Below are 25,991 nucleotides of genomic sequence, written 5' to 3'. Positions count from 1 at the left end.
TTTTACTCAGCACCCATGATGTTGTCAACACGGCACTATGAATTAAATGTGAAGATATCTTCACTGCATACTTCTATAAAAATAAAACAGATATTGCTGTGCTATTCCGCCAAGTTCACCAAAATGCTCGTCGGCAAACTTCTGCATTCCCTTAACATCTTTGATGTCAAACCCGTAAAGCTCTGCCATTATCTTCTTCATCCAGACATCTATAGGAAAGGCTGTAAAATCCCTGAGTCCGAAGAGCAATATGCAGTTTGCAACCTTAGGTCCCACGCCTAAATACGATAGCAACGCCTTGTGCTTCTCTTCTGCCGAGCCTGTTGGCACACCCTGCTCCTTATAATGCTCCGGGGCCGCTGCCAGATATGTATTCCTATACCCCAGCTTGAGTGCCGCAAGCTCCTCGAGAGTTGCTTCAGCCAGCTGCTCAGGAGTCGGAAAAGCATACCTTACCTCTCCCATAAATTCTCCAATCTCAGTACCGTAGCTCCTCGCCAGCGACTCAATGCACTTCTTGATACGCGGGATGTTATTGTTCTGAGATACGATGAACGATATCAAGACCTCCCAATAATCCTGATTGAGAATCCTTATGCCATAGCACGTGTCTATCGCCTCATCGAGCTTTGAGTCACTCGCAAGCAACGCTCTCTTCATATCTCCATATCCGGTGTCCAGGTCAAAATAGCTGCACCAGTATTCCTCACTGCCACCTGTGCACTCAACTACAAGTGTGCTCGCATCATCTTTGTGTTTCAGCACGACATGTGCTGCATTGCCGCCGGCTACTCCTATATACGAGCCGTCTCCGCATTCGTTCCATCGGAAGCATTGCCCGCACTCAAATATGTGGGCTAGCTCTATATCGTGTAAATTGTCAAATCTAATAGTCCTAATGTTGTCCATTCTTCATTCCTGCGCCAAATTCTCCTGATTCATCTAATTATGATCTCCCAGCGTTCTTAATATTGTCCATCCTTCATCCCTGCGTCAAATACAATAAGCATGCCTTGCCTCACGGCATCCCAATGCGCCCTTTTCACATAGGTAAATCAATGTTATTCGCAAATATTCATTCAGCAAATTTCTTCGTGCTATCTGTATCTGTATATTCGCTATTATACATGAAATCCTCCATATAACAGATAGGCGCTATTAATATAAACCATAAGAGCTATCAATGTAAAACCAGCAGTACGCTTCATACCGCTGGTCTCATATGTTACCACTATTATAAATGATAAATGCGGCGAAATTCATCGCTGTTTATTCGCCATCAGTGCATAAATACTATTGATTTTCTCAAAGACTACCTTACAGCCGTTATCTCAACTTCGCAGAGTGCACCTGCAGGAAGTGCAGTGATTGCAACGCACGATCTAGCCGGCTTCGAAGTGAAATATTCAGCATATACTTCATTGAACACCTTGAAATCGCTCATATCCAAAATGTAGCAGGTTGTCTTGACAACGTTGTCGTAGGTCATACCGTTAGCCTTGAGAATCTCTCCTACGTTCTTGCAGGCCTGCTCCGCCTGTGTCTGAATGTCATCACCTACAAACTTCCCTGTTGCAGGATCGATTCCAATTGCGCCGGAAGCATATAGTATGTTTCCTGCCAGGACTGCCTGAGAATAAGGACCGAGAGCCGCAGGAGCGTTCTTGGTATCGGTATATTCGAACATCTGGTTACCTCCTAATTACCTCACATATCTTTCATCTAAACTATTATGTCTTGATTGTATCACTCTAACCGGACGAGTTCAAATAATGCTCAAGCCTTCTTACTCTGCCAGCTCTCTGACTGCTGTCACTATCAGCTTGCCTTCACGCGATATGAACTCTATATCCACATTTCCAAAAGCCAGCCTCGAAGGCTTATCCGAATCTCTGTCATATGCATCGCGAGGATCCAGCTGCAGTATGCCGATAATCGGTTTTCTATACTGCTCCTCCACCTTGGCTAGGAGGTGATCCGGGAATTCGACCTCCACGCACGTCATTTGAGCTCCCGGGATATCATCTTTTTCTCCGGCTCTCTCGGGATCTCCATGCTCTTCAGTTTTTCCGCACTTTCCGGTTTCTCCGCATTCTTCCGTTTTTCCGGACGCTTCGGGCCGGGCAACAAAGCCTTCTGTCGCTTCGGTAATCGCATCGCTGTACGGCAAATACGGCTTGATATCGTATATCGGCGTACCGTCGAGGAGATCCGCACCTTCTACTATCAGGCTCACCTGCCCATCCTCATATCTCACTTCCACCAGCTTAACTGCTGACATTCCAAGAGAGTTCGGTCTGTATGGAGATCTGGTAGCAAATACGCCCATGCGAACCGAACCACCCAGCCGTGGAGGCCTGACAGTTGGTCGCCATGCCGGATGTGGCTCTCTCATATTGAGCCGGTTTTCCGAAAAGCCCCATATCAACCAAATATGAGAGAACTTATCGAGCCCTCTCACAGCTTCAGGAATATTAAATTCATGGTCAAAGACTATCTCCGACCGCAGCCCGTCAACCATCCGGGGCTGCCGCGGTATACCGTACTTCTGCCGAAAAGCGGAGCGCATGTGCGCAACCGGGCGAATTTCATATAATTTCATATAATCTAATCTGTCCATATTTTAAACTATTAAGCCCATACAAATTCCTTTGGCGATGCCCCTATCTCAAAGTGATATTTTACAATACCGAGATCAACCTTGCTCATCGGACCCATGCCTGACTTGACCTTGATCCTGTCACCACTCAGCGCGAAGCTGAACCTCTGCCGGTTAAACGCAGTTGGAGCCATCAGCGCCATCTCAACTCCATCCTTGAACCAATCAGGTGTCTCCTCAAAGCCGGCAACCTTGGACGCTTTCGCGTCGAACACCTCGCCTGCAGTCTTAGACTTTCTATCAGAGCCCATGGTCTTGCCGTAACCGACTGCTATAACCGCTACGATCTTTTCATCGGCTCTGACGACGATAGCTTCCTTAACCTTCTTATAAGTTCCTCCGACCCAGCAAGTATTGAGTCCATGCTGTATGCACCGAATCACCAGCTTCTCGCCATAGTATCCGGCCATCTCGTCCAGGTCCGGGCGTTTTGGGCCCACAACAGCAATATAGTTGCGAACATTTGAGAACTTACCGTATCTGGCAAGCAAGCTCGAAAAGGCCTTCGGTTCGTCCTGAATCAGCTGGAAATGCAAATTCCCCTCGCGGTTACACTGCTGAATCATCACCTTGAGATCCTCAACGGCTTTATTATCTATCGGTCTATCCTCATACGCGCGCACTGAATGGCGCAACTTCACACACTCTCTTAGTTCCATAATCCCCTCCTAAAATTGATCGATGATCATCATATCATTATCAGATTCAGTATTTAGTATCGACAAGACTACTACCAAAAATTGATCGACGATCATTATAACACCATCAAATTCAGTATTAGTGCCGGCAGGGCCACTACCAAAACTTGATTGATGACCATTACATTATCAGATTCAGTATTAGTGCCGGCAAGGCTACTACCAAAATTTGATTGATGACCATTATATCATTATGCGTCGATTGTGGATACCTTGAATGTTATATCGCCCAGAGCGTCAAGCAGCACCTTCACCGTATCAAGTGAAGTGAGCGTCGTTACGTTATTCTCAGCGGCACACCTTCTGATACGATTGCCCATAGAATTTGCATCTACAGAGCGAATGTCACCGATGTTAATCAAGTATGTCACATATCCCTGTCTGAGCTCATTTGCCACAGCGTCCATGCTGTTGTCCGTGTGTGGGAAGCTCCTGGTCTTGACGCCGTTCGCCTTGAGGAACTGTGCCGTACCCTCGGTCGCTTCGATATTAAAGCCCAAGTCGTAGAATCTCCTGATGAGCGGCAGTGCATCTGCTTTAGACTCGTCATTTATAGATGCAAATACTGTTCCGTAGTTCTGCATCCTCATGCCTGCAGCCTGCATTGCCTTATAAAAAGCTCGCATCAGATCGTCGTCATATCCGATGGCTTCGCCGGTGGATTTCATCTCAGGAGACAGTCTTATATCCATTCCTGACAGCTTAGCAAACGAGAAGGCCGGAACCTTGACGTACCACCTCTTCTTTTCCATAGGTGGCACTCCCTTGAGTCCCTGTTCCTCCAGACTTATGCCCAGCATCACCTTAGAAGCGATGTCTGCAAGGTTGTAGCCGGTAGCCTTGGAGAGAAACGGAACTGTTCTCGAAGACCTTGGATTCACCTCTATTATGTACACCTGTTCAGAAGGATCCACTATGAACTGGATATTAAACAGGCCTCTAATACCTATTCCCAGCCCCAGCTTCTCGGTGTATGCTCGGATAATCTCTTTGACACTGTCTGAAATCGAGCATGGTGGATATACGCTGATCGAATCTCCGGAGTGCACTCCTGTACGCTCTACAAGCTCCATAATGCCGGGGATAAATACATCCTTACCATCGCAGATGGCATCTACCTCAACCTCCTTACCTCTGATGTAATGATCGACCAGAACCGGTTTATCCTCATCTATCTCAACCGCAGTCCTCAGATACTGCCTCAGTTGCTCTTCATCTGCAACTATCCTCATCGCTCTGCCGCCAAGCACGAAGCTGGGTCTGACAAGTACCGGATATCCTATCTCTCTTGCTACCCTGCAGCCCTCATCAATATCCGTCACTGCCTTGCCCTCCGGCTTGTCGATGTCAAGCCTCTGCATCAGCTTGTCGAATTCATCTCTATCCTCTGCAGCGTTAATCGCCGTGCAATCGGTGCCGATAATGTTGACACCGCGCTCATCGAGCGCACTTGCAAGGTTGACAGCGGTCTGTCCTCCAAGGGATACTATTACACCTTCGGGCTGCTCAAGTCTCAGGATATTCATAACATCCTCGATGCACAGCGGCTCAAAATACAACTTATCGGCTGTCGTGTAATCCGTCGACACGGTCTCCGGATTGTTGTTAATGATAATTGCCTCACAGCCCTGACTGCGCAGCGACTTGACTGCCTGCACAGTCGAATAATCGAACTCTACACCCTGTCCTATTCTGATAGGACCAGATCCCAGAACGACGACCTTGCGTCTACCGCTATCGGCGATATGTGTGTTCCCGCTGTCATTAAAGGTCGAGTAGAAGTAAGGAACGTATGCATCCTTGGATGCTGCACATGAATCGATCATATCGTACGTCGGGAACAGCTCCACTGCCTCGCGAAGCCTCCACACTTGTGCCTCAGGCATGTTCCAAAGCCTTGCTATCTCTGCATCTGAGAATCCGTACTGCTTGGCAATTCTCAGCCTTGCGACATCGTTTCTGTGCTCACGCAGCTCATTCTCAATGTCCACGATATTCTCAAGCATCTCTATGAAGTACTCATTGATCGCTGTCAGCTTACAAATTTCAGACCTGCTGATACCCCTGCGAAGCAGTTCGGCAATGGCAAATATCCTGTCGTCACGCCCCTCTACTATATACGACTTCATGTCATCCGTATCCCATGAATCGAATTTCTCCATGTAGACGTGAGCTACACCTATCTCTAGCGATCGCACAGCCTTAAGCATACTCTCCTCGAGGCTTCTGCCGATACTCATAACCTCGCCGGTCGCCTTCATCTGGGTTCCCAGCTTGTTGTCCGCATCTGCGAATTTGTCGAACGGGAACCTCGGCACCTTGCTCACTATGTAGTCGACAACCGGCTCGACTGATGCCGGCTGATCGATAATCTCTATCTCGTCCAAAGTCATTCCGACTGCTATCTTGGCTGTAATTCTCGCGATCGGATAACCGCTGGCCTTGGAAGCGAGCGCTGACGAACGGGATACCCTAGGGTTAACTTCTATCAGGTAATATTCCGAAGAATTCGGATTGAGCGCAAACTGAACGTTACAGCCCCCCTCGATGCGCAGTGCGCGGATAATCTTGAGTGCGCTCGACTTGAGCATAGCGCAGTCCGACTCACTCACTGTCTGTGTCGGACACACTACAATCGAGTCGCCAGTGTGTATACCCACCGGGTCTATGTTCTCCATATCGCATATGGCAATCGCTGTGTCATTACCGTCACGCATTACCTCGTACTCTATCTCCTTGTATCCCTTGATGCTCTTCTCAATGAGCACCTGATGAGTTGGAGAAATCGCAAGTGCACGGCGAATCATCTCTCTAAATTCCGTTTCGTCATCCGCAAATCCGCCGCCCGTGCCTCCGAGCGTAAACGCCGGCCTGAGCACAACCGGGAATCCAATCCCGCGAGCAATCTCGAGCCCTTCATCTTCATCATTTGCAACCTCAGATTGCAACACCGGCTCACCGAGTTCCTCGCACAGCTCCTTGAACAGCTCCCTGTCCTCGGCACGCTCGATGCTGTCACTCTTGGTACCAAGCAGCTCCGCTCGGCACTCGCGCAGCACACCTTTTTTATCCAGCTGCATTGCGAGATTGAGTCCGGTCTGTCCGCCGATTCCCGGCAGAATGGCATCAGGTCTCTCGTACCTGATTATCCTGGCGAGATATTCCAAGGTGAGCGGTTCCATATAAACCTTGTCCGCCATCGACGTATCAGTCATTATCGTCGCAGGATTGGAATTGCACAATACCACTTCATAACCCTCTTCTCTAAGCGCTATGCATGCCTGGGTACCGGCGTAGTCGAACTCTGCTGCCTGTCCGATCACGATTGGCCCCGACCCGATTACGAGAATTTTCCTGATGTCACTTCTTCTTGCCATTTTCCTCACCCTTCCTGTTATCTAAATGCATCATCTCATTCGTACATACTGACTGTTCATAAAAAAAGACTTCGATCACCGGAATTAAAAATCCAATGTCGAAGTCTTAATCGTATCGTAATATTCAAAATACAAATCGCGAAACACTCGCCTCTGCATGTCTGCACCTCTCTGCGTCAGTATTTATAATTTAACCTTATGTATTGTACCATAGCCAACACAAAAGTCCAGAGGTAAAATTGATAAATACACAAAAATACAATGTGCATTTATATGCTTTGAGATGTTTCGGCTCTATGTAACTGTAACTACTTTGCCTGCTTGCTGTGCTTACTGTGACTCCATATCTCTTCAGCGCTCGGATTCCACTGCTTAGCATATGGGATACACTTCTCCTCAAGGTGCTCCGCCGACTCAGGCGAAATCATATCTGTAGAGTGAGCACCGGATTCATTGACCATCTTGGACAGCCTTCCCGGATTCTCCAGCATTGGACACGGCTTGAGCGGATTGCTGTTAAACGGCTGGTTGTGGTGATATGCCATGAACAGTGGACTCTTGAGAGCTTCCAGAATTGTTTTTTCCCGGATATTCGAATCGGAGTAGTGGATGAATACGCATGGCTCCATGTCCCCTGCAGAATTGATGTGGAAGTAGTTTCTTCCACCTGCTATGCAGCCGCCGATGTACTCACCATCGTTCTGGAAATCGATAGTGAATATGGTCTGAGGATAATCCTTAGACCTGATGAAGCGAACTCTCTCCATAACATGCTTGCGCTGCTCAGCATTAGGCATCAGGCTCGGATCAGCATCGTTGCCGACCGGCATGTAGTGGAAGTACCAAGCAAGCTTGCAGCCGTGTTCAACCAGCATCTGTATGAAGTCATCGTTGGTAACGTACTCGTAGTTAACGCTTGTGTAGCAAATCGACACTCCGTACAGCAGGTGATATTTCTGCATCAGCTTCATAGCATTTATAACCCGCTGGTACACACCCCTGCCGCGGCGAGAGTCTGTCGACTCCTCGGTACCCTCTATACTCATTGCGAAGGATATGTTTCCAACACGTTGAACGTCCTTGCAGAAGGCATCGTCAATCAGCGTTCCGTTGGTAAAAATATGGAACTCGCTGTCGTTGAACTCCTCCGCCAGCTTGATGATGTCGTCCTTGCGAACCAGCGGCTCTCCGCCTGTCATGATGTACACGTAGGTGCCCATCTCGTTACCCTGCTTGATGATGCTGGCCATCTCATCATAGCTTAGATTGTTTTTATATCCGTATTCAGCAGCCCAGCAGCCGGTGCACTTGAGGTTGCAAGCAGAAGTAGGGTCGAACAAAATTGCCCATGGAATATTGCAATTCTCTTCGCGCTGAAGCCTGTTTCTCTCTTTGTTTCCTCTGAATGCAGCGTTGTAGCCGACATTGGTAACGAAGTGCTTGATGACGTTCTCGTCGACTTCATTTACCATATTTGTCGCATACGCAACCCAGCTTGAGTTTGGATCGGCAAACTCGCTTCTGATGCGCTCTATAGCCTTCTTGCCACTGTTTTCCTTATCGCTCTTAGGAATAAGATATTTGTCGAAAATATTTACTATATCCAGCATTCCTTCCTGTGGATTTTTCTTGACTTTCTTGAAGCCGATATCAACTGCCTTGTTGAAAGCAGCCAATGTTGCCTTATCTAATATTGACATAGCAACCTCCTTTTTCAAACTGACCAAATGTCATTTATTTTGGTAATTATATTACTTTAACTACAAAATTGCAAACGCCCGTCACGTATCGGTACTGAAATATAAACACGAAAAGACCCTCCGGCACTGAGTCCAATGAGAGTCCTTCTTCATTTATTGTACTACTTACAACCAGTTTTTGACACTAGTTATAGTGCACAAACCATAATATTCAATTTGTATGTCTATCAACGTCAGCTTTAAATTGTTTCGGATAAACTGCGTACCATCCGAACGTGTATTTATTAAATTTGACGCATGTCCTTTATCTTTTTAACATCAACAGTCGCAATCTGCGATTACTCACGCGGTAGATTTGTTTACAAAAGTCTAACGGCTAAGTTCGAGCGCATAGCTTACCGACGACAACGCATACAGCGGCGCTGTCTCAGCTCGCATGATGCGTGGCCCGAGTCCGACGCAGACTGCACCGGCTTCTGTAAATTTCTCAATCTCCCTACCCGTGATTCCGCCCTCAGGTCCAAATATGAAGAGAAGTCTGTCACCCTCCGAGACTTCCCCGAGCGCCGCAGCAAGCGCTGACTTTTCTCTCGCCTTGGCGGATTCCTCGTAAGCGACAAATACTCTGTCAAAATCAGCAAAGCTATCTACAAGCTCCTTGCTTCGCTCGACAAGATCAATCTCAGGGATGAGGTTGCGCTTGCTCTGTTCAGCCGCACCCTGCACGACCTTGTCAAGCTTCTCCTTGAGCCCGGTCAGCTTCTTGGCATCCCATTTGACAACCGACCTCTCAGCCGGAAAGCCCCAGATAGCAGCGGCTCCCAACTCCGTGGCTTTCTGAGCTATAAACCGGAATTTGTCACCCTTAGGGAATCCGCAGGCGACAGTCACATCCACAGGCAGTTCAACATTTTCATCCAGCTCTTCTATGATGCGCATAGTTCCGGATTCAACATCCTCAACGGCTGCCAGTCTTTTAATGCCATCAGGGAAGACGAGCACGGCCTCATCGCCTGTGTGAAGCCTCATGACTCGGAACATGTGCTTGAGAGTGTCTTTATCCGTAATCTCAACGGTACCCGAGCCAGGGCTTCCGAATACGAAGTATTGTTGCATGGGTTTCTCCTGTATTCCTATATAATCATGACCACCGGCTGAGCCGGTGGTTTATTGATTCACCTCGTTATCGCTCGGCGAATCCACTGCTAAAGCAGATACAAGAAAAGACCTGAAACTCAACAGTTTCAAGCCTTTTCAAACCTTGGTACCGCATCCGGGAATCGAACCCGAGATTCAGCCGTGAGAGGGCTGCGTCTTAACCTCTTGACCAATGCGGCATATTTCGTGTCACGATTGCGACACGAAACAGTATACATAATATAACGGACCTTGTCCAGTATTTTTTAATTTTTTGTCAGTATGTTTTTTGTCAGCACTTAAAATTCCGCTAAACAGTCTATCGTTTATAGCCTATAGCCGTAACAGTCGCCGCAAACTCTGCTAACACTGACGCTTTCGGTCTTACACTGTCTCGCTAGCAGATCCTTGGCAGCAGCTCGCCGCTTGGTGGCGGCAGCAAAGTCTCTGTGCCAATTTCAGTCGTCATTATTACATGCCCCGGCATCTCTGACATCGCCTCACCTATTACCACTGCCCCCTCTGTGTGGTCGGAGCTGCGGAGTGCTGCGAGTACATCGTCAGCGGATTTTGCAGGAACGAACATCACAAGTCTGCCCTCACAGGCCAGGTACAGCGGCTCCAGACCCAGTATTCCGGTGATACCCGCAACCTCAGAGTCGAGTGGAATGGACTCGGTGTCGAGCCTGACGCCCACATTGCTCTGGTCAGCAATCTCATATAGAACAGTCCCGACACCGCCGCGAGTCGCATCGCGAATGACGTGGATATCCGGAGCTGCATCGAGAGCTGCATGAACTGCGCTCCATAGAGGTGCACAATCGCTTGTCACGTTGGCCTCCATGCCATAGCGATCTCGCTCAAGCAGGATAGTGCAGCCGTGACGGCCTATATCGCCGGTGACTATAATCTTGTCACCGGGCTTGGCATTTGTACCGGTCGGGTTCACACCTTCAATTATCTCACCGACTCCGGTCGTCGTGATGAACACACCGTCGACCTGTCCCCTCCCTGCAACCTTAGTATCTCCGGAAACGATTGAAATTCCAACCTCGTGAGCCGTCTTGGCCATAGCGGCAGCGATGCGGTCGAGCTTCGCCAGGGGGAAGCCTTCCTCGATTACGAAAGCGCATGAGATATACAGCGGCTTTGCACCCATGCACGCCAGGTCGTTGACAGTGCCGCAGATGGAGAGCTTACCGATGTTTCCGCCGGGGAACTCTGCCGGAGATACGATAAATCCGTCTGTTGACATTGCCATCCTGCCGGTTGGCGACGGCAGAACCGCAGCGTCGTCAGAAGTCAAGTATTCGTTGTCAAAATATTTTTTAAAAATCCCGCCAATCAGATCGGATGTCTGCTTGCCACCTGCTCCGTGAGCCAGAGTTATTATCTGTTCCATATGTCGCCTCCGTATTTATAGAACGCCGAGCACGCGCCCTCGCCGGACACCATGCACGCACCGATTGGATGCTCAGGCGTACAGCCCTTGCCGAACACCTTACAGTCATACGGCTTAAATTTGCCGAGCAGCACCTCGCCACACCTGCAGGCAGGATTCGGTGTGCCTTCAAGCTCGGGCAAATCAAACTTTATGCGCGCATCATATTCCGAATATTCGGGTCTGAGCTTTAGCCCGGAATTCTTGATAACTCCAAGTCCGCGCCATTCCGAATCGCACGGCTCCATCAGTGAATCGACCAGCTTGCGAGCAGTCGGACTACCCTCTTCGGTAACTACTGCCGGATAGCAATTCAGCGCAAACGGTTCTCCTTCTTCGACCTTTTTGATTATGGCTGCAAGCGCAACCAGTACCTCAGATCCTGTAAATCCGGCGACTACACCGGAAATACCATACTCATCCCGCAGCCTGTAGTAATCCGCCATGCCGGTCATCGTACTGACATGACCCGGATACAGGAACGCATCCGCACTTCCCTTGAGCGCCAGATACGCATTGAACATCGTTTTGTTGGCAGTTAAAATCGAGAAATTCTGCGCCCCGGCCTTTTGTGCTTCGCGCACAGACATCACACTGCCCGGTGTAGTGGTCTCAAATCCGACTGCAAGGAACACAACCTGCTCATCGGGATGTTTCTTCGCATACTCAAGCGAGTCGAGCGGCGAGTATACGACATTTACCTTTGCCCCCTTGCTGCGCGCTCCTGCCAGGCTCATCTCCGTTCCGGGAACTCTGATCAGATCACCAAAGGTCGTGATTGTCACGTGCTTGTCCAGAGCCAACATCACCGCCTCATCTATATACGATATAGGCGTAACGCAAACCGGACAGCCCGGTCCCGAGATCAGCTCTATACTGTCCGGCAGCAGTCTCCTGATGCCAAGCTTAAAAATCTCATGCGTATGCGTCCCGCACACCTCCATGATGCGGAGTTTTGATCCGTTATACGAAGTAATAATGTCACGTGCCTTTGTGGCACTCTCATTAATTGGCATCTATTTCCTCCATGACCGAATCAGCTTCTGCAGCATCATCGCCTGCAATCCTGGCAATTGCAAGTCCCGCATGTACCATGACGTAGTCTCCGGGAGCAAGATCGGAAATCAGCTCCGCCGAGACGCGCCTCTTGACACCGCCGGCGTCAATAACAGCCATATTATCTTCAATATTGGCAACCTTTGCTCTTAATCCCACGCACATAAGTGCACCTCCATCATTTTGTCATCTAATTCTATTGTACCCTAATTAGCTCTATAACTCCGATACACCCTGATTGACTCTATAACTCTGATTGGCTCTGATTCTCAAGTGCAGCTATTCCTGCTGCTGCCTGTCCGAGAGCTATACCGCCGTCATTGGTCGGCACCATAGAGTGCTTGAGTACTCTGAATCCTTCGCGCCTCAAGCCTTCATCTACCAGCCTCAGCAACAGCAGGTTTTGGAACACGCCGCCTGACAGCGCTACTACATCGGTGGCTGTTCTGGTGCGCTGGTAGCAGCACGACATTACGATCATATCAGCCAGCGCCTTATGGAAGAAATAAGCTAGCTGATCTATATCCTGGCCGGACAGTCGCCTTGCCGCCAGCTCCATGAGCAAGGTGTCTGTACACAGCTCGAATCGGTCTTGATCGATATTGATCAGCCTGCCCGCATATGGAGCGAGGCTTATTCCTTGTGCTTCGGCGCGTTCGGCTGCGAACTGGAGCGCCATTGAAGCCTCGCCTTCGAAGGTGCCGGATGCCTTGATACCGAGCACTGCGCTGACTGCATCAAAGAGTCTGCCGGCACTTGTCGACTTGACTGTATTGACGTTGTTGCCGAGCATGAAGTCGATGCTGCGTCTGCCCTGCGCATCGCCGAGCCCGAGCGTCGCGGCGATGCGTCCGGCCGGCTCACTTCCGAGCGCTGTGCTGATTATTGAGTAGGCAATCCGCCATCCTTCCCTGGATGCGATGTCCCCGCCGGCATGCATGAACGGCGTGATATTTCCAACCCTTTCAAAGCTATTTGCATCACCCAGCAAAAACTCTCCGCCCCATATCGTACCGTCCGGTCCATAACCGGTCCCATCAAAAGTCACTCCAAGAGCAGTGCCCTCATACTCGTTTTCTGCCATGCATGCAACCATGTGCGCATGATGGTGCTGAACCTCCATAACCGGTACTCCTTCCCGCTCTGCTATCACTTTCGCCATCTCACTCGTATTATATCCGGGGTGCATGTCGCTCACTATCATCTCAGGTTTAATCTCAAAAAGTCTTTCCATCCTACGCACTGCTGCATCAAGTGCCCGAACGCTCCTCATATCAGCCATATCTCCGATATATGGCGATGGATAATATAACCCTTTTGCACTTAGGCAAAAGGCGTTTTTGAGTTCCCCCCCTATCCCGAGTACCGCGTGATTACTTTCTTCCTTTGCAACAATCGGTAATGGCGAATATCCTCTGGAACGCCTGATCATATACGGTCTATGGTCATAAAATGCCATTACGGTATCGTCGGCTCTAATGCGAATTTCTCTGGAATTTGAGAGTATTATATCGCACATTGGCGCCAAGTACCCTGATGCCTCTTCATCATTCATGCAGATTGGGGCTCCTGAAGGGTTGCCGCTAGTCATCACCAACACATCAGAAATCGGCTCATCCCCCGGATAATCGAAGAGCAGCATATGCACCGGTGTGTACGGCAGCATAACCCCCAGGTTAGGATTGTGTGGGGCTACTGATGCTGCAACTCTAGTTCCCTGAACTGATTGTTCCTCATTATCAGTCACCGAAATATCATGCTTCTGAAGCTCTATGCCTGAACTCAGTCTCTCAGATTTCTTAGGTATCAGTATGATCGGTTTCTGCGGTCCGGTAAGCAGCGTCATCATCTCCGCCTCCGGCTCACATTCGCGCGCAACCACATCCGGATCCCGCATCATCACAGCAAACGGCTTCATCGGGCGCGCCTTCAGCTGTCTGAGGCGCCGAACCGCTGCTTCATTCGCGGCGTCGCAGCACAGATGAAACCCTCCAATCCCCTTGATAGCAGCGATGCCGCCGGATCTAATCACAGCCCTGGTCCTGAGCAGAGCCGCCGTGCCATATTCCTTAGCACGCGGCCTGTAGATTCCGGCCTCGGATTCGGCACCCTGCTTGATATGAGCATCAGCTTGTGCTGCGCCATATTCCCCGGTGCACGGACTGTCGGTCACGGCCTCGGATTCGGCACCCTGCTCGATACGAGAATCAGCTTGTGCCGCATCACATTCTACGGTGTGCGGACTAACCGCTCCGACTTCGGCCACGCCGCCGAGTGTGTAGAGCTCCGGCCCGCAATCATTGCAGCATACAGGCTGTGCGTGATACCGCCTCGAATTCATATCCGTATATTCATGATTGCAGTCCTCGCACATAGGAAAATCGGCCATGCTGGTTTTATCTCTATCATAAGGCATAGAATCCAGAATTGTTAATCTGGGACCGCACTGTGTGCAGTTGATAAAGGGATGCAGATATCTCCTGTCATCAGGATTGTACAGCTCTCTGGCGCAATCAGGGCAGATGGCAATATCAGGAGATACAAATATCTGACCTTCCTCATGCTTGCTCTCTAATATTTTGAATCCGGATCCTGCGTTATTGTTCTTAGCCGCACCTCTCTGCCCCGTTATCAGCTCAGGTGCCGGAGCACCGTTCTCGGGCTCAAGCGTCTTCACCTTGACCTTGACAATCGCAGATCTCTCAGGAGCCTCTGCCTCCAGTGCATGAATAAACTCATCTATTACGTCTACTGTAGCAGAAGCTGCAATTTCAACATAAGAACCCTTGTTACAGACGCTTCCGGATATTTGATATCTATCTGCAAGCCTATTGACAAATGGTCTGAAGCCTACTCCCTGCACTATTCCATAAAGCCTAATAAGTTTGGTTATCAATTACAGCACCTCTCCGGCCTTCTCCCAATACTCGGCGTCAGAGTCTGCGGAATAAAGTGAAGCGGATATAGCGAAATGCGGCAGGCTGAGGAATGTTCCTTGCCAGCCGGGCAACGCTCTTTTAAGTAGCGGATCGCCAATGACCATATCGTATCCGCGAGCTTCCACAAGCTTCATGAGATCATCCTCTTCGTTCAGCTTTACATCCGAGTCGAATCTAGCCTCCTTATTCAGCATGAACCAGCTCGCAACATCCACCGATTCAAGCGAAGAGTCGGAATCAGTATCAAGCACAACGCTCCTTAGCGAATTTGCAAGAACCTGCTGGTGTATTATCAGCACCCTTGTCGGATTATGGCTGCATACCCTTGCGGCAAAGTCTTGCAATCGAGCCTCGGGCAGCGGATATCGTATCTCGTACGGAACTCCGAATCTATCTCGAAGCCATCGAGCCGCCTTGATTCCACCGGGAGATACGACGATATTCCTGTTCACGCGAGCCGCTTTGCCAACAGCTGCGAGGTCATCGTTGATACCGTATATGACCGGATTTTCGATTCCCATCTCCGCAAGCGCTGCCAGCATATCTGAATAATCGCCGCTTCCCGGCGTATCCAGCGGTGTAAAGCCTATCACCCCGACGGTTCTATTATTTCTATTGCATACGTCACCCGCATCCCGATTTGTTAAATGCAATCGGCCTACACAACCTGTTCTGTTATCTCTACTGCATGCGTCATCCGCATCGCTTACCGGCGCTTCCACATTTGAATCAGTATCGGCATTGGGGCCGTCCTCGACCGGTTCATCAGCTGACAATCCTGCTGCTTCCATCGAACTCCCTGAATTCAGTACCTTTGCTCCGGAGCCGCCGTTTTCCGGCATGTAGCTTTTGAACAGCTGCAAAAAAGCCTTGCTTATACCATCGTCATAGAGGTCGATTCCGTTCGTCTCGACCGACACGACAGGAAGCCCGTAATCCTCTTCCATCAGCCTCTTGAGCGCCCTGTAATCCGTCGCAATCACCGACGGAACCGGTGTCCCGATCAGTCCGACGAACTTAGCATCCACATCTCGCAATGCATCCTTGGTCTTCTTGATCAGGAGCTCGTCGCGTCCGAGAATCGCATCCAGGTCTCTGAGTCCGGCACTGAAAATCGCGCTCTTCTCCTTCTCCCAGCGCGGCTCGTCATATCCGCAGATATTACCGACACAACCGCCGGCATCCATTATTATCAGCATTCCGCCGTAGTGGAACAGCACCGAAACGGCTCCCGACTGATCCGGTGTGAACGGCGATAGATATTTCCTAAGCCCTTTCATCAGCGAGCCTCCTCTCTACCGCCTCAACAAAGTGGACCAGTCCTTTGTAGCCAAACGGCTGAATCTCGTCATTCCAGTGCACATTTATCGATTCAGGATAGTAGAACTGTGCGTCAATTCCAATAGATATATCGACCTTTTCACTGCCATCATAGTTCATCATCGTCGGAGACAACGTCGAATATACCTTTAACTCCGGATTGAGCTCTGCGAGTTCGTTGATAAACGGGAAGTCATCGCCACTTATATTTGCAAAAACTGCCTTGACGCGCAGCCCCAGCTTTTCGAGTGCAAGTGCCATCTCGATAGAATTTCCATTTACTACCTGACCTATTGCAAAAGTCCTGCCCTCGCACTCCCTCTGCAGCCTCGCACAGGCATCATTCGCCTCGTTGTAGTATTCCGAATCATCGATAGCACTTCCGAGGGCCGCAGCAAAAAGCGCATATTGACGGCGAATTCTATCTATTTCATACAGTCTGCTTAGCTCTGCATATGGTATTCCCAATCTCGCCTCCAGCGCAAACGCAGCCTTCCTTGACTCAGGATTTAATATCAGGTTGAAGTCGGCTCCGCCCATCTCCATATAATCATCGAGGGTTGTCTTCCTCCCTACCTCATGGATTGTCTTGACTCCAAGCTGTCCGAGGATATCATATAGCTCCGAATCGTCTTCGAGATGGGTGAAATTCCCGAGCAGATTAACAGTCCCGCCTATTGGCTTTCGCTTCTCGAGCAGTGAGTAGATAGCTTCCCTTACCGCAACCATAGGTGGATTTTTGCCTTCGCGCATCAGCGCATACATATATGTAGGAACCACATGAATTCCTGTTCGCTCTTCAGCCTTGCGACAGACACGTTCCAGGTCGGTTCCGAGGAGTGCATCCACGCATGTGATGCAGATGACCACAACCTTGGGCTTGACCTCGCACACCTCGCAGATTTCCTCTATTGCCTGCGGTATATCGGTGAGGTGACGCCCTGTGACCAGATCGGTTTCGCTCATTTGGAGGAAGAACATCCTGTCGCTGTAGCCGCCCTCGTCCGCGAGAATCGTGGTGTTACGGCCGCAGCATGCCGGTGCAACGACCAGCATCACCGATTCCGGTATCACGAGTCCTGCCCGCTTGACGCCGAAGCCCTGCGCGCCGGGAGAATTATATGTCAGCGTCGCCGGTGAACTGTATACCAGGTGATCGTTACCAATCAGTTCAGACGGAATCGTACCTGCCGCAGCGAGTTCTCCGATAGTTGTATAGTAAGCATCTCTCGCCATTACGCGTTCTCCTTGATCAGATAGTCTGAGAGCGCCATAAATCTCTTGGCGATATCAGAATCCGGATTGCCTTCGACGACAGTCTTGCCCTGATCCTCCCAGTCGATGATTTCCTGACTGCGAGGAATCTCTCCGACGATCGGAACGCCGGCCTCATCCGCAAAGGCCTGTACCTTCGCTGTCTCGTGCTCGACGTTCCTGTGGTTGAGCACGATGCCCTTCACCTTGGCATATCCGCGGTCTGCAAAATTATCAACAGCCGTCTTGATGTTGCCGGCAGCATAGAGAGCCATCCTCTCTCCCGAGGTTACGATGAGTATATCCTCCGCGAAGCCCTCTCTGATAGGGGCCGCAAAGCCTCCACAGACAACGTCTCCCAGCACATCGTACAGCACTACGTCCGGCTCGAACCTGCCAAACACATCCAGGTCGTCAATCAGATTGAACGTCGAGATTATTCCTCTTCCGGCACATCCGATCCCCGGCGTCGGACCCCCGGTCTCGATGCACTTCACTCCGCCAAAGCCGGTCTTGACCATTTCGTCAATCGTCGGTTCATCGTCGTTTTCTCTCATAAAATTCATTACCGGCATCAGCGGCTCACCGCCGAGCAGATTGATTGTCGAATCCGCCTTCGGATCGCAGCCAATCTGAAGCACCTTATAGCCTTTAACTGCAAAAGCTGCCGCGAGGTTGGCTGTAACCGTTGATTTTCCAATGCCGCCCTTGCCATATATAGCCACTTTAATCATTTATCCCCCTACACAAAAAGACTTCAACCACTCGGGCAGAAGTCTCCGAAAACAAGCTCTTCCCACACGGTGCCCGTTGTGGTCAGTCCGCATTTAACTATTGAAATTATACTATCGCATTCGATTACACGCAACTAAAGGTATTTTAATCACAATCATTTACAATTTTTTACCCCACTGATAAAATATTTTTAAACATCGTATCTCAAAGCAAGTAGTAACATGAAGCTATAAGCTTTTGAGATATAATTATGTTTAACAAGGAAGTAATTTCTATGAAAAGAATTGCAATATACGGTAAAGGCGGTATCGGTAAGTCGACCACCGTCTCCAACATGTCCGCTGCACTGGCCGGGCAGGGATACACGGTCATGCAGATTGGCTGCGATCCGAAGGCGGATTCAACTATCAGCTTGCGCCGGGGACGTGAACTCACCCCGGTTCTCGATACATATAGAGATAAAGTCAAGGATATTGAACTCGAGGACATGTACACGATCGGATATAACGGAGTAATCTGCGTCGAGGCCGGAGGTCCGACTCCCGGTATCGGGTGCGCGGGTCGCGGGGTAGCAAAAGCCTTGGATTTACTGAAGCAAAGGAACTTCGAACAGGTGCTCCATCCAGATGTAGTCTTCTATGATGTTCTCGGTGACGTAGTCTGCGGCGGATTCTCCATGCCGCTACGCCGGAACTATGCTGACGATGTATATGTGATTTCATCGGGTGAACAGATGGCCATATATGCAGCCATGAATCTCGGCCTTGCGATGGAGAGTTTCAAGCGCCGCGGCCACAACGGACTGTCGGGTATCATCGCCAACAAGCGCAGCGTCCACGGTGAGGACGAGAAGCTGCAGACACTCAGCGAGGATCTCGAGTGTCCGATAGTCGGAGTTATCGAGCACAGTATGGTTGTAAAAAAAGCGTCTGACGACGCACTCACGGTCGCCGAGGCATATCCGAGTGACCCGATGGTGGATGTTTACACGAAGATCGCACTGGATTTAATAAACAGGGAGTAAAAATGCTGATTGATCTACACAAGCCCGATTTAAGCAAGGCACAGGTGCGGCTGGGCGACCTTAACACGCTGACACCGTTCCCGCGCAAGCTCGAATATTCATGTCCCTCACGCGGCGGATGGACGATTGCGCACACGCCGATGATCATACCGGGTTCTCACATGATATATATCGGAGCGTCTGCCTGTCTGCGCGGAGTAGTGCTATCGGCTGCAGAATACGAGGGCCTCGACAGATACTCGATGGTGATGATTGAGGAGAAGGACATCCTCAGCGGTCAGATGGAGGAGCTGTTCATCGAGGGTGTTACAGATATACTGAATAAATTGAAGCACAGGCCAACATGCGTGCTGCCGTTCACCGGCTGCATCCACTACTTTTTGGCTACGGATATCGAATATATCTACGACGAGCTGTCAGCTCGCTTCCCGGATATAGACTTCATATCCGCGCAGATGACGCCAACCATGAAGCTTAACGACCACACTCCTGAAGAGGATATGTGCCGCTCGATGTATCTGTGCATCGAGGAGCAACCGCTAAACGGCAAAGTAGTGAATTTCATCGGTGACAACTTCCCGATCGCCACTACCGGAGACCATATGAAGCTGCTGCATAAGCACGGTTTTCGCACTCATGACCCGGCAGCTATGGATGATTATGCAGAATACAAGGCTATGGGAGAGAGCTTTCTCAACATCTATTCCCTGCCTGTCGCAGCATGGTCGGCGGCATGTCTCGAGGAGAGACTCGGGCAGCAGTTCATCTACATGCCATACACATATATTTATGACGAGATAGACCGTGACATGACCAGGCTTGCAGCTGTGCTGGATGTCGAAGCTCCTGACCTCACCGATATGCGAACAGAGGCTGAAGAATCTCTTACAAATGCACTGTCGATTGTAGGCACTGCCCCGATCGGGATAGATTATATGAGTACACCGCGCTTTCTCAGTCTGGCAAGACTGCTGCTGTCTCACGGCTTCAATGTCACCGAGATTTACGGTGACAGCCTTACCCCGGACAGCATGCCCGACCTGGAGTGGCTGAAGCAGCATTATCCGGACATACCGCTCAAGGCTACACAGGATTTCCGCGCTCGCTTCTACCCTCGAGACGAGGAAGCGGACGGCAAGGTTATCGCTATCGGTCAGAAGGCTGCGTATTTCATGGGTACCGGACATTTTGTAAATATGATTACCAACAACGGTCGGTACGGTTATGATGCTATCAAGAGTTTAGCTGCTGAGCTCATAGACGCATACGAAAACGAGAAGGATACGAAATCCATCATACAGGTCAAGGCTTGGGGGTGCTCGGCATGAAGCAGGTAGCGAGAGTTTTATCTACATATTCGGCAGACCTGTTTGGTGTATGTTCTGTACTGTACGAGCTGGGTGGACTGGTCGTTATGCACGATGCTTCGGGCTGCAATTCAACCTACAACACACACGACGAGCCGCGCTGGTACGACGTGGACAGCATGATATATATCTCGGGTCTAATCGAGAACGATGTCATACTCGGCAACGACGAGAAGCTGATATGCGATGTGGTTGAAGCCGCAAACGAGACTCATCCAAAGTTCATAGCTATCTCGGCAGCTCTCATACCGCTCTTCATGAGCACTGATATGAAGGGAATAGCGCGTATAATCGAGAATCGAACGGGAATTCCGACCTTCGGATTTACAACCAACGCCATGGACACATACGTGCTCGGCGGCAATATGGTCTATGAGGAGCTGCTGGATAGATTCTGCCCTCCACATGCAAAGCTTGAGGAAGATGAAAACAGCTGCGCATCACAAGAATCTGCTGCGCCTGGTGGATCGGCTGCATCGAATGTACCAATTGCACCGCTTGTCCCGGCTGAAACGCCGGCTGCACCTTCAGCTTCGCTCTCTGTCAACCTGCTCGGCATAACTCCGCTTGACTTCTCGGTGGTCGGAAACGTGGAAGCCCTGAATAAGTATTTTGCAGACAGGAACATCCGCGTCAACTGCTGCATGACCATGAGCTGCACGCTCGAGGAGATAGCTCGAGCGCATATAGCTGATGTCAACGTCGTGTGCTCTTCACTCGCGATTTCAGGCGCACACGTGTTGCATAAGAAATACGGTACTCCTGCAGTTCTGGGACTGCCGACCGGGAAGTCTGCCGGCACGGAGCTGGAGCGGCTAATAAGAGCATCGGCTGCGGACAACAGATCAAGAATACTAGGTACAAGCGCGCTCTACGATACACTTCCGTATGAATCTCACAGCAGGAGGTTCGGTGCCCAATATTCGCTAAAGAATAGAACAGACGGAGGAACATGGATTATCGGAGAAGCAGTGAACGCATCCGGCATCCGCTACGCTCTCGAGCATGATCTGGGCGTTCCAGACGTGCATATACTATGCCCTACTCAGCTTGATGCACACGTACTCCGCTCCGGCGATGTGACTGTTCGCGACGAGGCTGATATAGAAGCTGTCCTGAACGGTGCTGCCACTGTGATTGCCGATCCTATATATCGGCGGATTCTGACAAAGGATGAAAACGGCAAGCTGCCACATTTTATAAATATGCCCCACGAAGCATATTCAGGCAGGATGTATAGGAGTCACATACCTGTATTTATAGGAGAGGAATTCACCGATCGGTTAGCCGAGAAGCTATCCGGTGCAGAGGAATTCATCGCTGTCAACGATATCATGAAGGTAAATAAGCCTTATAAGCAGAATAGGAAAGCGCAAGGTGCGGACGAAGCCCTCGAGCTCTAAGGCTCCATATACCCGCTTAAGATGATAGGCCTGTCTCCCCAGCTTTCTTCCTGCTAAACGCCCTCAAAATAGATTTTCAGCTGAGAATAGATCTGTCCTCGGCCATGCCGATGACAGATCTGTTTTTCATGGTATCAATCGTGATATCAATTATGATAAGATACAGCATTTTCAATAGGCTGTCGTACAACGTGAAATAGTCTTGCTTTTTGTGGTCTGTTTTTCTGGCGTAATATCACAATGGATCAAACCGGCAATGGCTGGTTTATTGTGCCAAAACTCGAAAGAAGCAGACCGTTAACGTTGGGATCGTAGATTCTGTCGTTGATGCTCTGCTTTTCCCATGATAAGTGACTGTCACTTTTTATTCAATGCGACAGCCTCATGTATATTAGCTATTTATTAAGTTTTCGCTTACTGATGCGAACATGGGTCTTTCGGCAAATCCACATAAATTACAGAATTTTGACCTTAACTTAAAGTCACATTCATTGTAGTTTAAGTATCTTCCAACTATTGAATCAACAATACCTTTTGCAAAAAGCTCATTTCCTTTGTCAAGTTTATCTCTTAGTTGCTTTATTTCATCATAGTTCACCTTGTCCTTCAAACAGTTTAGCTTTAAGTCTGTCATCAAAAGTTGCGTTGAAATAGAATCATCATTTTCATATGTTTTCTCGACAGCCGGCAGTAGCAACTCGCTACTTAATGATCTTGCAACTTGATGTATCATTGAGCGAGCCATCCCCACCACAATGACATTAATTAGTGTTCTAATGCGATTTTCAATTTCTTCTCGTGATATATTTGATTTATTTTTTACGGAAGATTCATATACAAAGTTAATTAAGTCATCCTTTAGATACTTCATTGTCTCAATAATTGCATTTACTGAACGCATTCCGAGCCTATGCATTTCGTCAATTATCTTTATTTTATTCTGACCACTTATATCAGCAGGATAATTCTGTAAAATTTGTCCAAGTACTTCAATGGTTTTTAATGCTGCAACAATCTCCGCAAAATTCTTATCCTCCTCTGATATCGTATCATCAATGTAGTCTTCTCCCTTGCTTACTTCACCATCGTTCATTCCCATCTTATCCATTTGCTTCAACTCAGCATCTTTATTAGATTCTACATTTTCATTTGATGAAATCTTTTGCGGAATAAAATGTTTTACTGCATCTTTAATTTCGCAAAAAATCGGATTATCTTTTGAGTAGTCGAACTCCTCAAAGTTATCCAATTTTTCATAAGCATTTATCATAACATTATCAATAACACTTTGGTCACTGTTGAAATGACATACGAAAGTTACAACATTTCCGTAAGTCTCATTATGAAGAGTCGAGCTCATATGTTCCATTAGGTTTTGTACTTGCTCATCATTTAAATGATTAGCAATGTACTTTGCTGCAAAATAGTAAAAAAAGTATGGATACTTGAATTTATATCCGTCACCATTACTAAATTCTTCTATCAAAACTTTAGCACGTTGCATTCTATCAATAAACTGTTCAACATGAACATTCGAAAGTATTTTTTCTTCACATAACTTTTTAGAATATGATCCAATGTCCTCCTTTGTAATAGCAGTACGTTTACGATGCAGAATTTCATATGCTACTCCAGATAAAATTTCAGTATCTAAATTATATAACCCAGAATTTGTTTCATATTCAGCAATAGATGCAAGACTTTGATTAATCAATGACTCATAAAGATAACCATACTTACTCACATGAATACTTTGGCTAAAAGCATCCTTGTTTTGTAGTATACCAGTTAGAATAATTGGGTATGCAGGAATAAAAGACGCTCCATTTCCCAAAAAATTATTTACTATACCTTTAGCTTGTTCAATCTTTTCATCTATTGTTTTTTCTGTGTCGGAAACATTATTTAATTTATACCATTTTGATATAAAGTCTTTTCTTTTTTTGTTCCCAAATGGCTTGATTTCATAATAATACAATTCATCGCTTGAATTTATTACCTCTGATTTTAAGAGTGTTGTTATTGCAAAGCTTGATGCCATTAGTATTACAACTGTATCAAATTGATTTGACACACAATCTATCACCTTGCTTCTTCTATTGTTATTATTTTGTATTGAATCAAAATTATCTATAATCAATGTTTTATTCTTTCGTGGAAGCTGTCTGAATTCTTCCAAATAATCACCAGAATATTGTTTTTTATAAGTTTCCTCTATGGTCTTTATGATTGCATTTTCAGTGGATGTTGTAAAGTTTTGACCATAAGCAAGAATGCAACACCTTCCTGCATTCAACTCACTACGAAATAGCTGTTTACTTAATGTTGTTTTACCACTAGTTGATTCACCAACAATTATACTCAACTTATTTTCACACAGCTCTTTAAAATAGTTGTCACTTATTCGTACACTGCCGGATTTTTCATTTTTATAATCACTTTTAATTAAGTCTGGCCAGATGAACAAATCGCTTAAAACAATATTTTCTTTTGCAAAGTGTTTAACATTTATTCCTATGTCATCAATATAATCTAATAATGATTCATTTACTGAATATACGGACCTAATTGCCTTATTGCGTTCAAAGACTCTATCATTATCGTTGATTCTGTTATAAATACGGTTTTCGACCCATTCATAGTCCTTTACATTGTAAGATTTGAAATCATCATCGAATGCAATGATTGAAAAGCCACTTTCGCTTGATTTTGAATTTTGTAGTTCCTTTCCATGATAGTTTATCAGTTCATAAGTTTTCCCAGTTTGAATGTAATTGTCTTTATAATGTTCATGCCCAAACAATACAATATCAGCATTATTTCTAAGATGATCAATAAATGGTGTTTTATAATCTGGGTTTAACCAATTTAATGGATGATGACAAACATATATCACAGCTTCATAGTCATTTAAGTCTATCACTGGGAGAAAAGACTGTGGAATTACAAGTTTACCTGGTTGTTCATGCAACTCAGACATCCATGCAGAATTAACTGAAACAAATAGCACATCATTATTATCAATTGAAATTTCCTTTTCCCAGCAAATTCTATTGTTCATATCATCATAGTACTGCAAAACAAAATCATAAAAATGCTTTTGTTTTGCAATAACATTATTTACATACTCTTGATCAATATCAGTTGGGTTAATATTATTAATAAGAATATCCCTAACAGAACTATTCTCTGAAAAATCGCAATCATGATTACCTGGTGAAATTACAACTTCAACCTTTATATTTTTTTCATTTTCAATATACTGTTTTATATTCTCAAAGAACTTAGTTGCTAGCTTATATTGTTCACATTCACCTGAATATGCTATATCACCAGATACTACAATTACCAAAGTGGATTTGTCTTTCACACAACTGACACATGCTTTTGATATTTCTTCATATCTTTTTAAGATAGTGTCATCAGAATTTTTTATATGTATATCTGATAAATGAATAATAGATAACGATCCCATCTCTGCTTCCTCCATAGTTATAGTTATTATTATACAAGCTGATTATACTTGACTTTTTTTATATAGACAATCTGATCAACTTATATTACTGAATATATATGACACCTTTACAGTATAAAGGTTATAGCATCCGGCTTTTTTATCTCTTCCTTTAGCTTAGCTCTACATGCAGATGGCAGGTTGGGATGAACTGTGCCCGTGTTACGTGTTAAATGAAATTCCAAGCTCAGCGATAGGGCTGTCATATCAATAAAACACAAATACCTCATCGTACGTATCATGAAATGCCGAACTTCTTTTCTCTCTCTACACGTTCCTTCTCCGCTTTCTTATCCATCTTGAATTGCTTTCGGAATTCATCCGGTGAGTCAGGAAGTTTTTTATGTCGGATTTATTGTAAAGCGTG

At 47.4% G+C, this 25,991-nt stretch carries 18 protein-coding genes and 1 tRNA gene; 3 read left to right on the top strand and 16 right to left on the bottom strand.

Going from position 1 to position 25,991, the window contains the following annotated elements:
• Positions 1–60 precede the first annotated feature (60 nt).
• The 15 genes from HMPREF1152_RS02980 to HMPREF1152_RS02910 form a co-directional block, all read right to left on the bottom strand.
• Positions 61–909: a DNA-3-methyladenine glycosylase family protein gene (locus HMPREF1152_RS02980; RefSeq protein WP_009643681.1), complete on the bottom strand. Its 849-nt coding sequence runs from the start codon at positions 907–909 to the stop codon at positions 61–63.
• Positions 910–1,312: 403 nt separating this feature from the next.
• Complete coding sequence (locus HMPREF1152_RS02975) at positions 1,313–1,687, bottom strand: Rid family detoxifying hydrolase (RefSeq protein WP_009643615.1); 375 nt, start codon at positions 1,685–1,687, stop codon at positions 1,313–1,315.
• A 99-nt stretch (positions 1,688–1,786) separates the two neighbouring features.
• Positions 1,787–2,602: a tRNA (N6-threonylcarbamoyladenosine(37)-N6)-methyltransferase TrmO gene (gene tsaA, locus HMPREF1152_RS02970; protein ID WP_039883433.1), complete on the bottom strand. Its 816-nt coding sequence runs from the start codon at positions 2,600–2,602 to the stop codon at positions 1,787–1,789.
• A 29-nt stretch (positions 2,603–2,631) separates the two neighbouring features.
• Positions 2,632–3,318, bottom strand: a complete 687-nt coding sequence (locus tag HMPREF1152_RS02965) for a nitroreductase family protein (RefSeq protein WP_009643659.1) — start codon at positions 3,316–3,318, stop codon at positions 2,632–2,634.
• Between the two features lie 230 nt (positions 3,319–3,548).
• Complete coding sequence (gene carB / locus HMPREF1152_RS02960; RefSeq protein WP_009643691.1) at positions 3,549–6,734, bottom strand: carbamoyl-phosphate synthase large subunit; 3,186 nt, start codon at positions 6,732–6,734, stop codon at positions 3,549–3,551.
• 308 nt (positions 6,735–7,042) lie between these two features.
• Complete coding sequence (locus tag HMPREF1152_RS02955; protein WP_009643668.1) at positions 7,043–8,434, bottom strand: radical SAM protein; 1,392 nt, start codon at positions 8,432–8,434, stop codon at positions 7,043–7,045.
• Positions 8,435–8,803: 369 nt separating this feature from the next.
• The gene (locus HMPREF1152_RS02950) at positions 8,804–9,550 is read right to left on the bottom strand and encodes a 16S rRNA (uracil(1498)-N(3))-methyltransferase (protein ID WP_009643666.1); all 747 of its coding nucleotides are present in this window, start codon (positions 9,548–9,550) and stop codon (positions 8,804–8,806) included.
• A gap of 146 nt (positions 9,551–9,696) precedes the next feature.
• Positions 9,697–9,771 (bottom strand) — tRNA-Glu (locus tag HMPREF1152_RS02945).
• Between the two features lie 197 nt (positions 9,772–9,968).
• Positions 9,969–10,973, bottom strand: coding sequence for a hydrogenase expression/formation protein HypE (hypE, locus tag HMPREF1152_RS02940; protein WP_009643655.1), 1,005 nt, complete (start codon positions 10,971–10,973; stop codon positions 9,969–9,971).
• Positions 10,961–12,028: a hydrogenase formation protein HypD gene (gene hypD, locus HMPREF1152_RS02935; RefSeq protein WP_009643638.1), complete on the bottom strand. Its 1,068-nt coding sequence runs from the start codon at positions 12,026–12,028 to the stop codon at positions 10,961–10,963. Before hypD ends, hypE begins: the two co-directional genes overlap by 13 nt.
• Positions 12,018–12,233, bottom strand: a complete 216-nt coding sequence (locus tag HMPREF1152_RS02930; protein ID WP_009643673.1) for a HypC/HybG/HupF family hydrogenase formation chaperone — start codon at positions 12,231–12,233, stop codon at positions 12,018–12,020. The genes hypD and HMPREF1152_RS02930 overlap by 11 nt, the downstream gene beginning before the upstream one ends.
• Positions 12,234–12,312: 79 nt before the next feature.
• Positions 12,313–14,964, bottom strand: a complete 2,652-nt coding sequence (locus HMPREF1152_RS02925) for a carbamoyltransferase HypF (RefSeq protein ID WP_009643644.1) — start codon at positions 14,962–14,964, stop codon at positions 12,313–12,315.
• Positions 14,965–16,287: a nitrogenase component 1 gene (locus tag HMPREF1152_RS08925; RefSeq protein ID WP_009643624.1), complete on the bottom strand. Its 1,323-nt coding sequence runs from the start codon at positions 16,285–16,287 to the stop codon at positions 14,965–14,967. It abuts the gene before it with no gap.
• On the bottom strand, positions 16,274–17,563 hold the full coding sequence (locus HMPREF1152_RS02915) for a nitrogenase component 1 (protein WP_009643628.1): 1,290 nt from the start codon (positions 17,561–17,563) through the stop codon (positions 16,274–16,276). Before HMPREF1152_RS02915 ends, HMPREF1152_RS08925 begins: the two co-directional genes overlap by 14 nt.
• Positions 17,563–18,315 carry a nucleotide-binding protein gene (locus HMPREF1152_RS02910; protein WP_009643617.1) on the bottom strand — a complete coding sequence of 251 codons (753 nt, stop codon included), beginning with the start codon at positions 18,313–18,315 and terminating at the stop codon, positions 17,563–17,565. Before HMPREF1152_RS02910 ends, HMPREF1152_RS02915 begins: the two co-directional genes overlap by 1 nt.
• 275 nt (positions 18,316–18,590) lie before the next feature.
• Between HMPREF1152_RS02910 and HMPREF1152_RS02905 the strand changes: the two genes are divergently transcribed.
• Genes HMPREF1152_RS02905 through HMPREF1152_RS08920 form a run of 3 tightly spaced genes read left to right on the top strand, consistent with a single transcriptional unit; the run spans position 18,591 to position 22,110 of the window.
• On the top strand, positions 18,591–19,340 hold the full coding sequence (locus tag HMPREF1152_RS02905) for a nucleotide-binding protein (protein ID WP_036381912.1): 750 nt from the start codon (positions 18,591–18,593) through the stop codon (positions 19,338–19,340).
• Between the two features lie 2 nt (positions 19,341–19,342).
• The gene (locus tag HMPREF1152_RS02900) at positions 19,343–20,668 is read left to right on the top strand and encodes a nitrogenase component 1 (protein WP_009643627.1); all 1,326 of its coding nucleotides are present in this window, start codon (positions 19,343–19,345) and stop codon (positions 20,666–20,668) included.
• Complete coding sequence (locus tag HMPREF1152_RS08920; RefSeq protein ID WP_009643680.1) at positions 20,665–22,110, top strand: nitrogenase component 1; 1,446 nt, start codon at positions 20,665–20,667, stop codon at positions 22,108–22,110. The genes HMPREF1152_RS02900 and HMPREF1152_RS08920 overlap by 4 nt, the downstream gene beginning before the upstream one ends.
• 391 nt (positions 22,111–22,501) lie before the next feature.
• On the opposite strand, the gene HMPREF1152_RS02890 is transcribed toward HMPREF1152_RS08920, so the two are convergent.
• Positions 22,502–25,600, bottom strand: a complete 3,099-nt coding sequence (locus tag HMPREF1152_RS02890; RefSeq protein WP_083844307.1) for a metallophosphoesterase — start codon at positions 25,598–25,600, stop codon at positions 22,502–22,504.
• Between the last annotated feature and the right edge of the window lie 391 nt (positions 25,601–25,991).

The sequence above is a fragment of the Mogibacterium sp. CM50 genome, from assembly GCF_000293155.1.
In the GTDB taxonomy this organism is placed as follows: Bacteria; Bacillota; Clostridia; order Peptostreptococcales; family Anaerovoracaceae; genus Mogibacterium; species Mogibacterium timidum.
Note: the sequence above shows the minus strand (reverse complement) of the source record. Positions and strands in the feature narration are given on the sequence as shown.

Coding starts and splice junctions, on each gene's coding strand:
- HMPREF1152_RS02955 (WP_009643668.1), bottom strand. CDS start 8,434: ATGTCAATATTAGATAAGGCAACATTGGCTGCTTTCAACAAGGCAGTT.
- HMPREF1152_RS08925 (WP_009643624.1), bottom strand. CDS start 16,287: ATGAAAGGGCTTAGGAAATATCTATCGCCGTTCACACCGGATCAGTCG.
- HMPREF1152_RS02975 (WP_009643615.1), bottom strand. CDS start 1,687: ATGTTCGAATATACCGATACCAAGAACGCTCCTGCGGCTCTCGGTCCT.
- HMPREF1152_RS02980 (WP_009643681.1), bottom strand. CDS start 909: ATGGACAACATTAGGACTATTAGATTTGACAATTTACACGATATAGAG.
- HMPREF1152_RS02890 (WP_083844307.1), bottom strand. CDS start 25,600: ATGGAGGAAGCAGAGATGGGATCGTTATCTATTATTCATTTATCAGAT.
- HMPREF1152_RS08920 (WP_009643680.1), top strand. CDS start 20,665: ATGAAGCAGGTAGCGAGAGTTTTATCTACATATTCGGCAGACCTGTTT.
- tsaA (WP_039883433.1), bottom strand. CDS start 2,602: ATGAAATTATATGAAATTCGCCCGGTTGCGCACATGCGCTCCGCTTTT.
- carB (WP_009643691.1), bottom strand. CDS start 6,734: ATGGCAAGAAGAAGTGACATCAGGAAAATTCTCGTAATCGGGTCGGGG.
- HMPREF1152_RS02910 (WP_009643617.1), bottom strand. CDS start 18,315: ATGATTAAAGTGGCTATATATGGCAAGGGCGGCATTGGAAAATCAACG.
- HMPREF1152_RS02930 (WP_009643673.1), bottom strand. CDS start 12,233: ATGTGCGTGGGATTAAGAGCAAAGGTTGCCAATATTGAAGATAATATG.
- HMPREF1152_RS02900 (WP_009643627.1), top strand. CDS start 19,343: ATGCTGATTGATCTACACAAGCCCGATTTAAGCAAGGCACAGGTGCGG.
- hypD (WP_009643638.1), bottom strand. CDS start 12,028: ATGCCAATTAATGAGAGTGCCACAAAGGCACGTGACATTATTACTTCG.
- HMPREF1152_RS02915 (WP_009643628.1), bottom strand. CDS start 17,563: ATGGCGAGAGATGCTTACTATACAACTATCGGAGAACTCGCTGCGGCA.
- HMPREF1152_RS02965 (WP_009643659.1), bottom strand. CDS start 3,318: ATGGAACTAAGAGAGTGTGTGAAGTTGCGCCATTCAGTGCGCGCGTAT.
- hypE (WP_009643655.1), bottom strand. CDS start 10,973: ATGGAACAGATAATAACTCTGGCTCACGGAGCAGGTGGCAAGCAGACA.
- HMPREF1152_RS02905 (WP_036381912.1), top strand. CDS start 18,591: ATGAAAAGAATTGCAATATACGGTAAAGGCGGTATCGGTAAGTCGACC.
- HMPREF1152_RS02950 (WP_009643666.1), bottom strand. CDS start 9,550: ATGCAACAATACTTCGTATTCGGAAGCCCTGGCTCGGGTACCGTTGAG.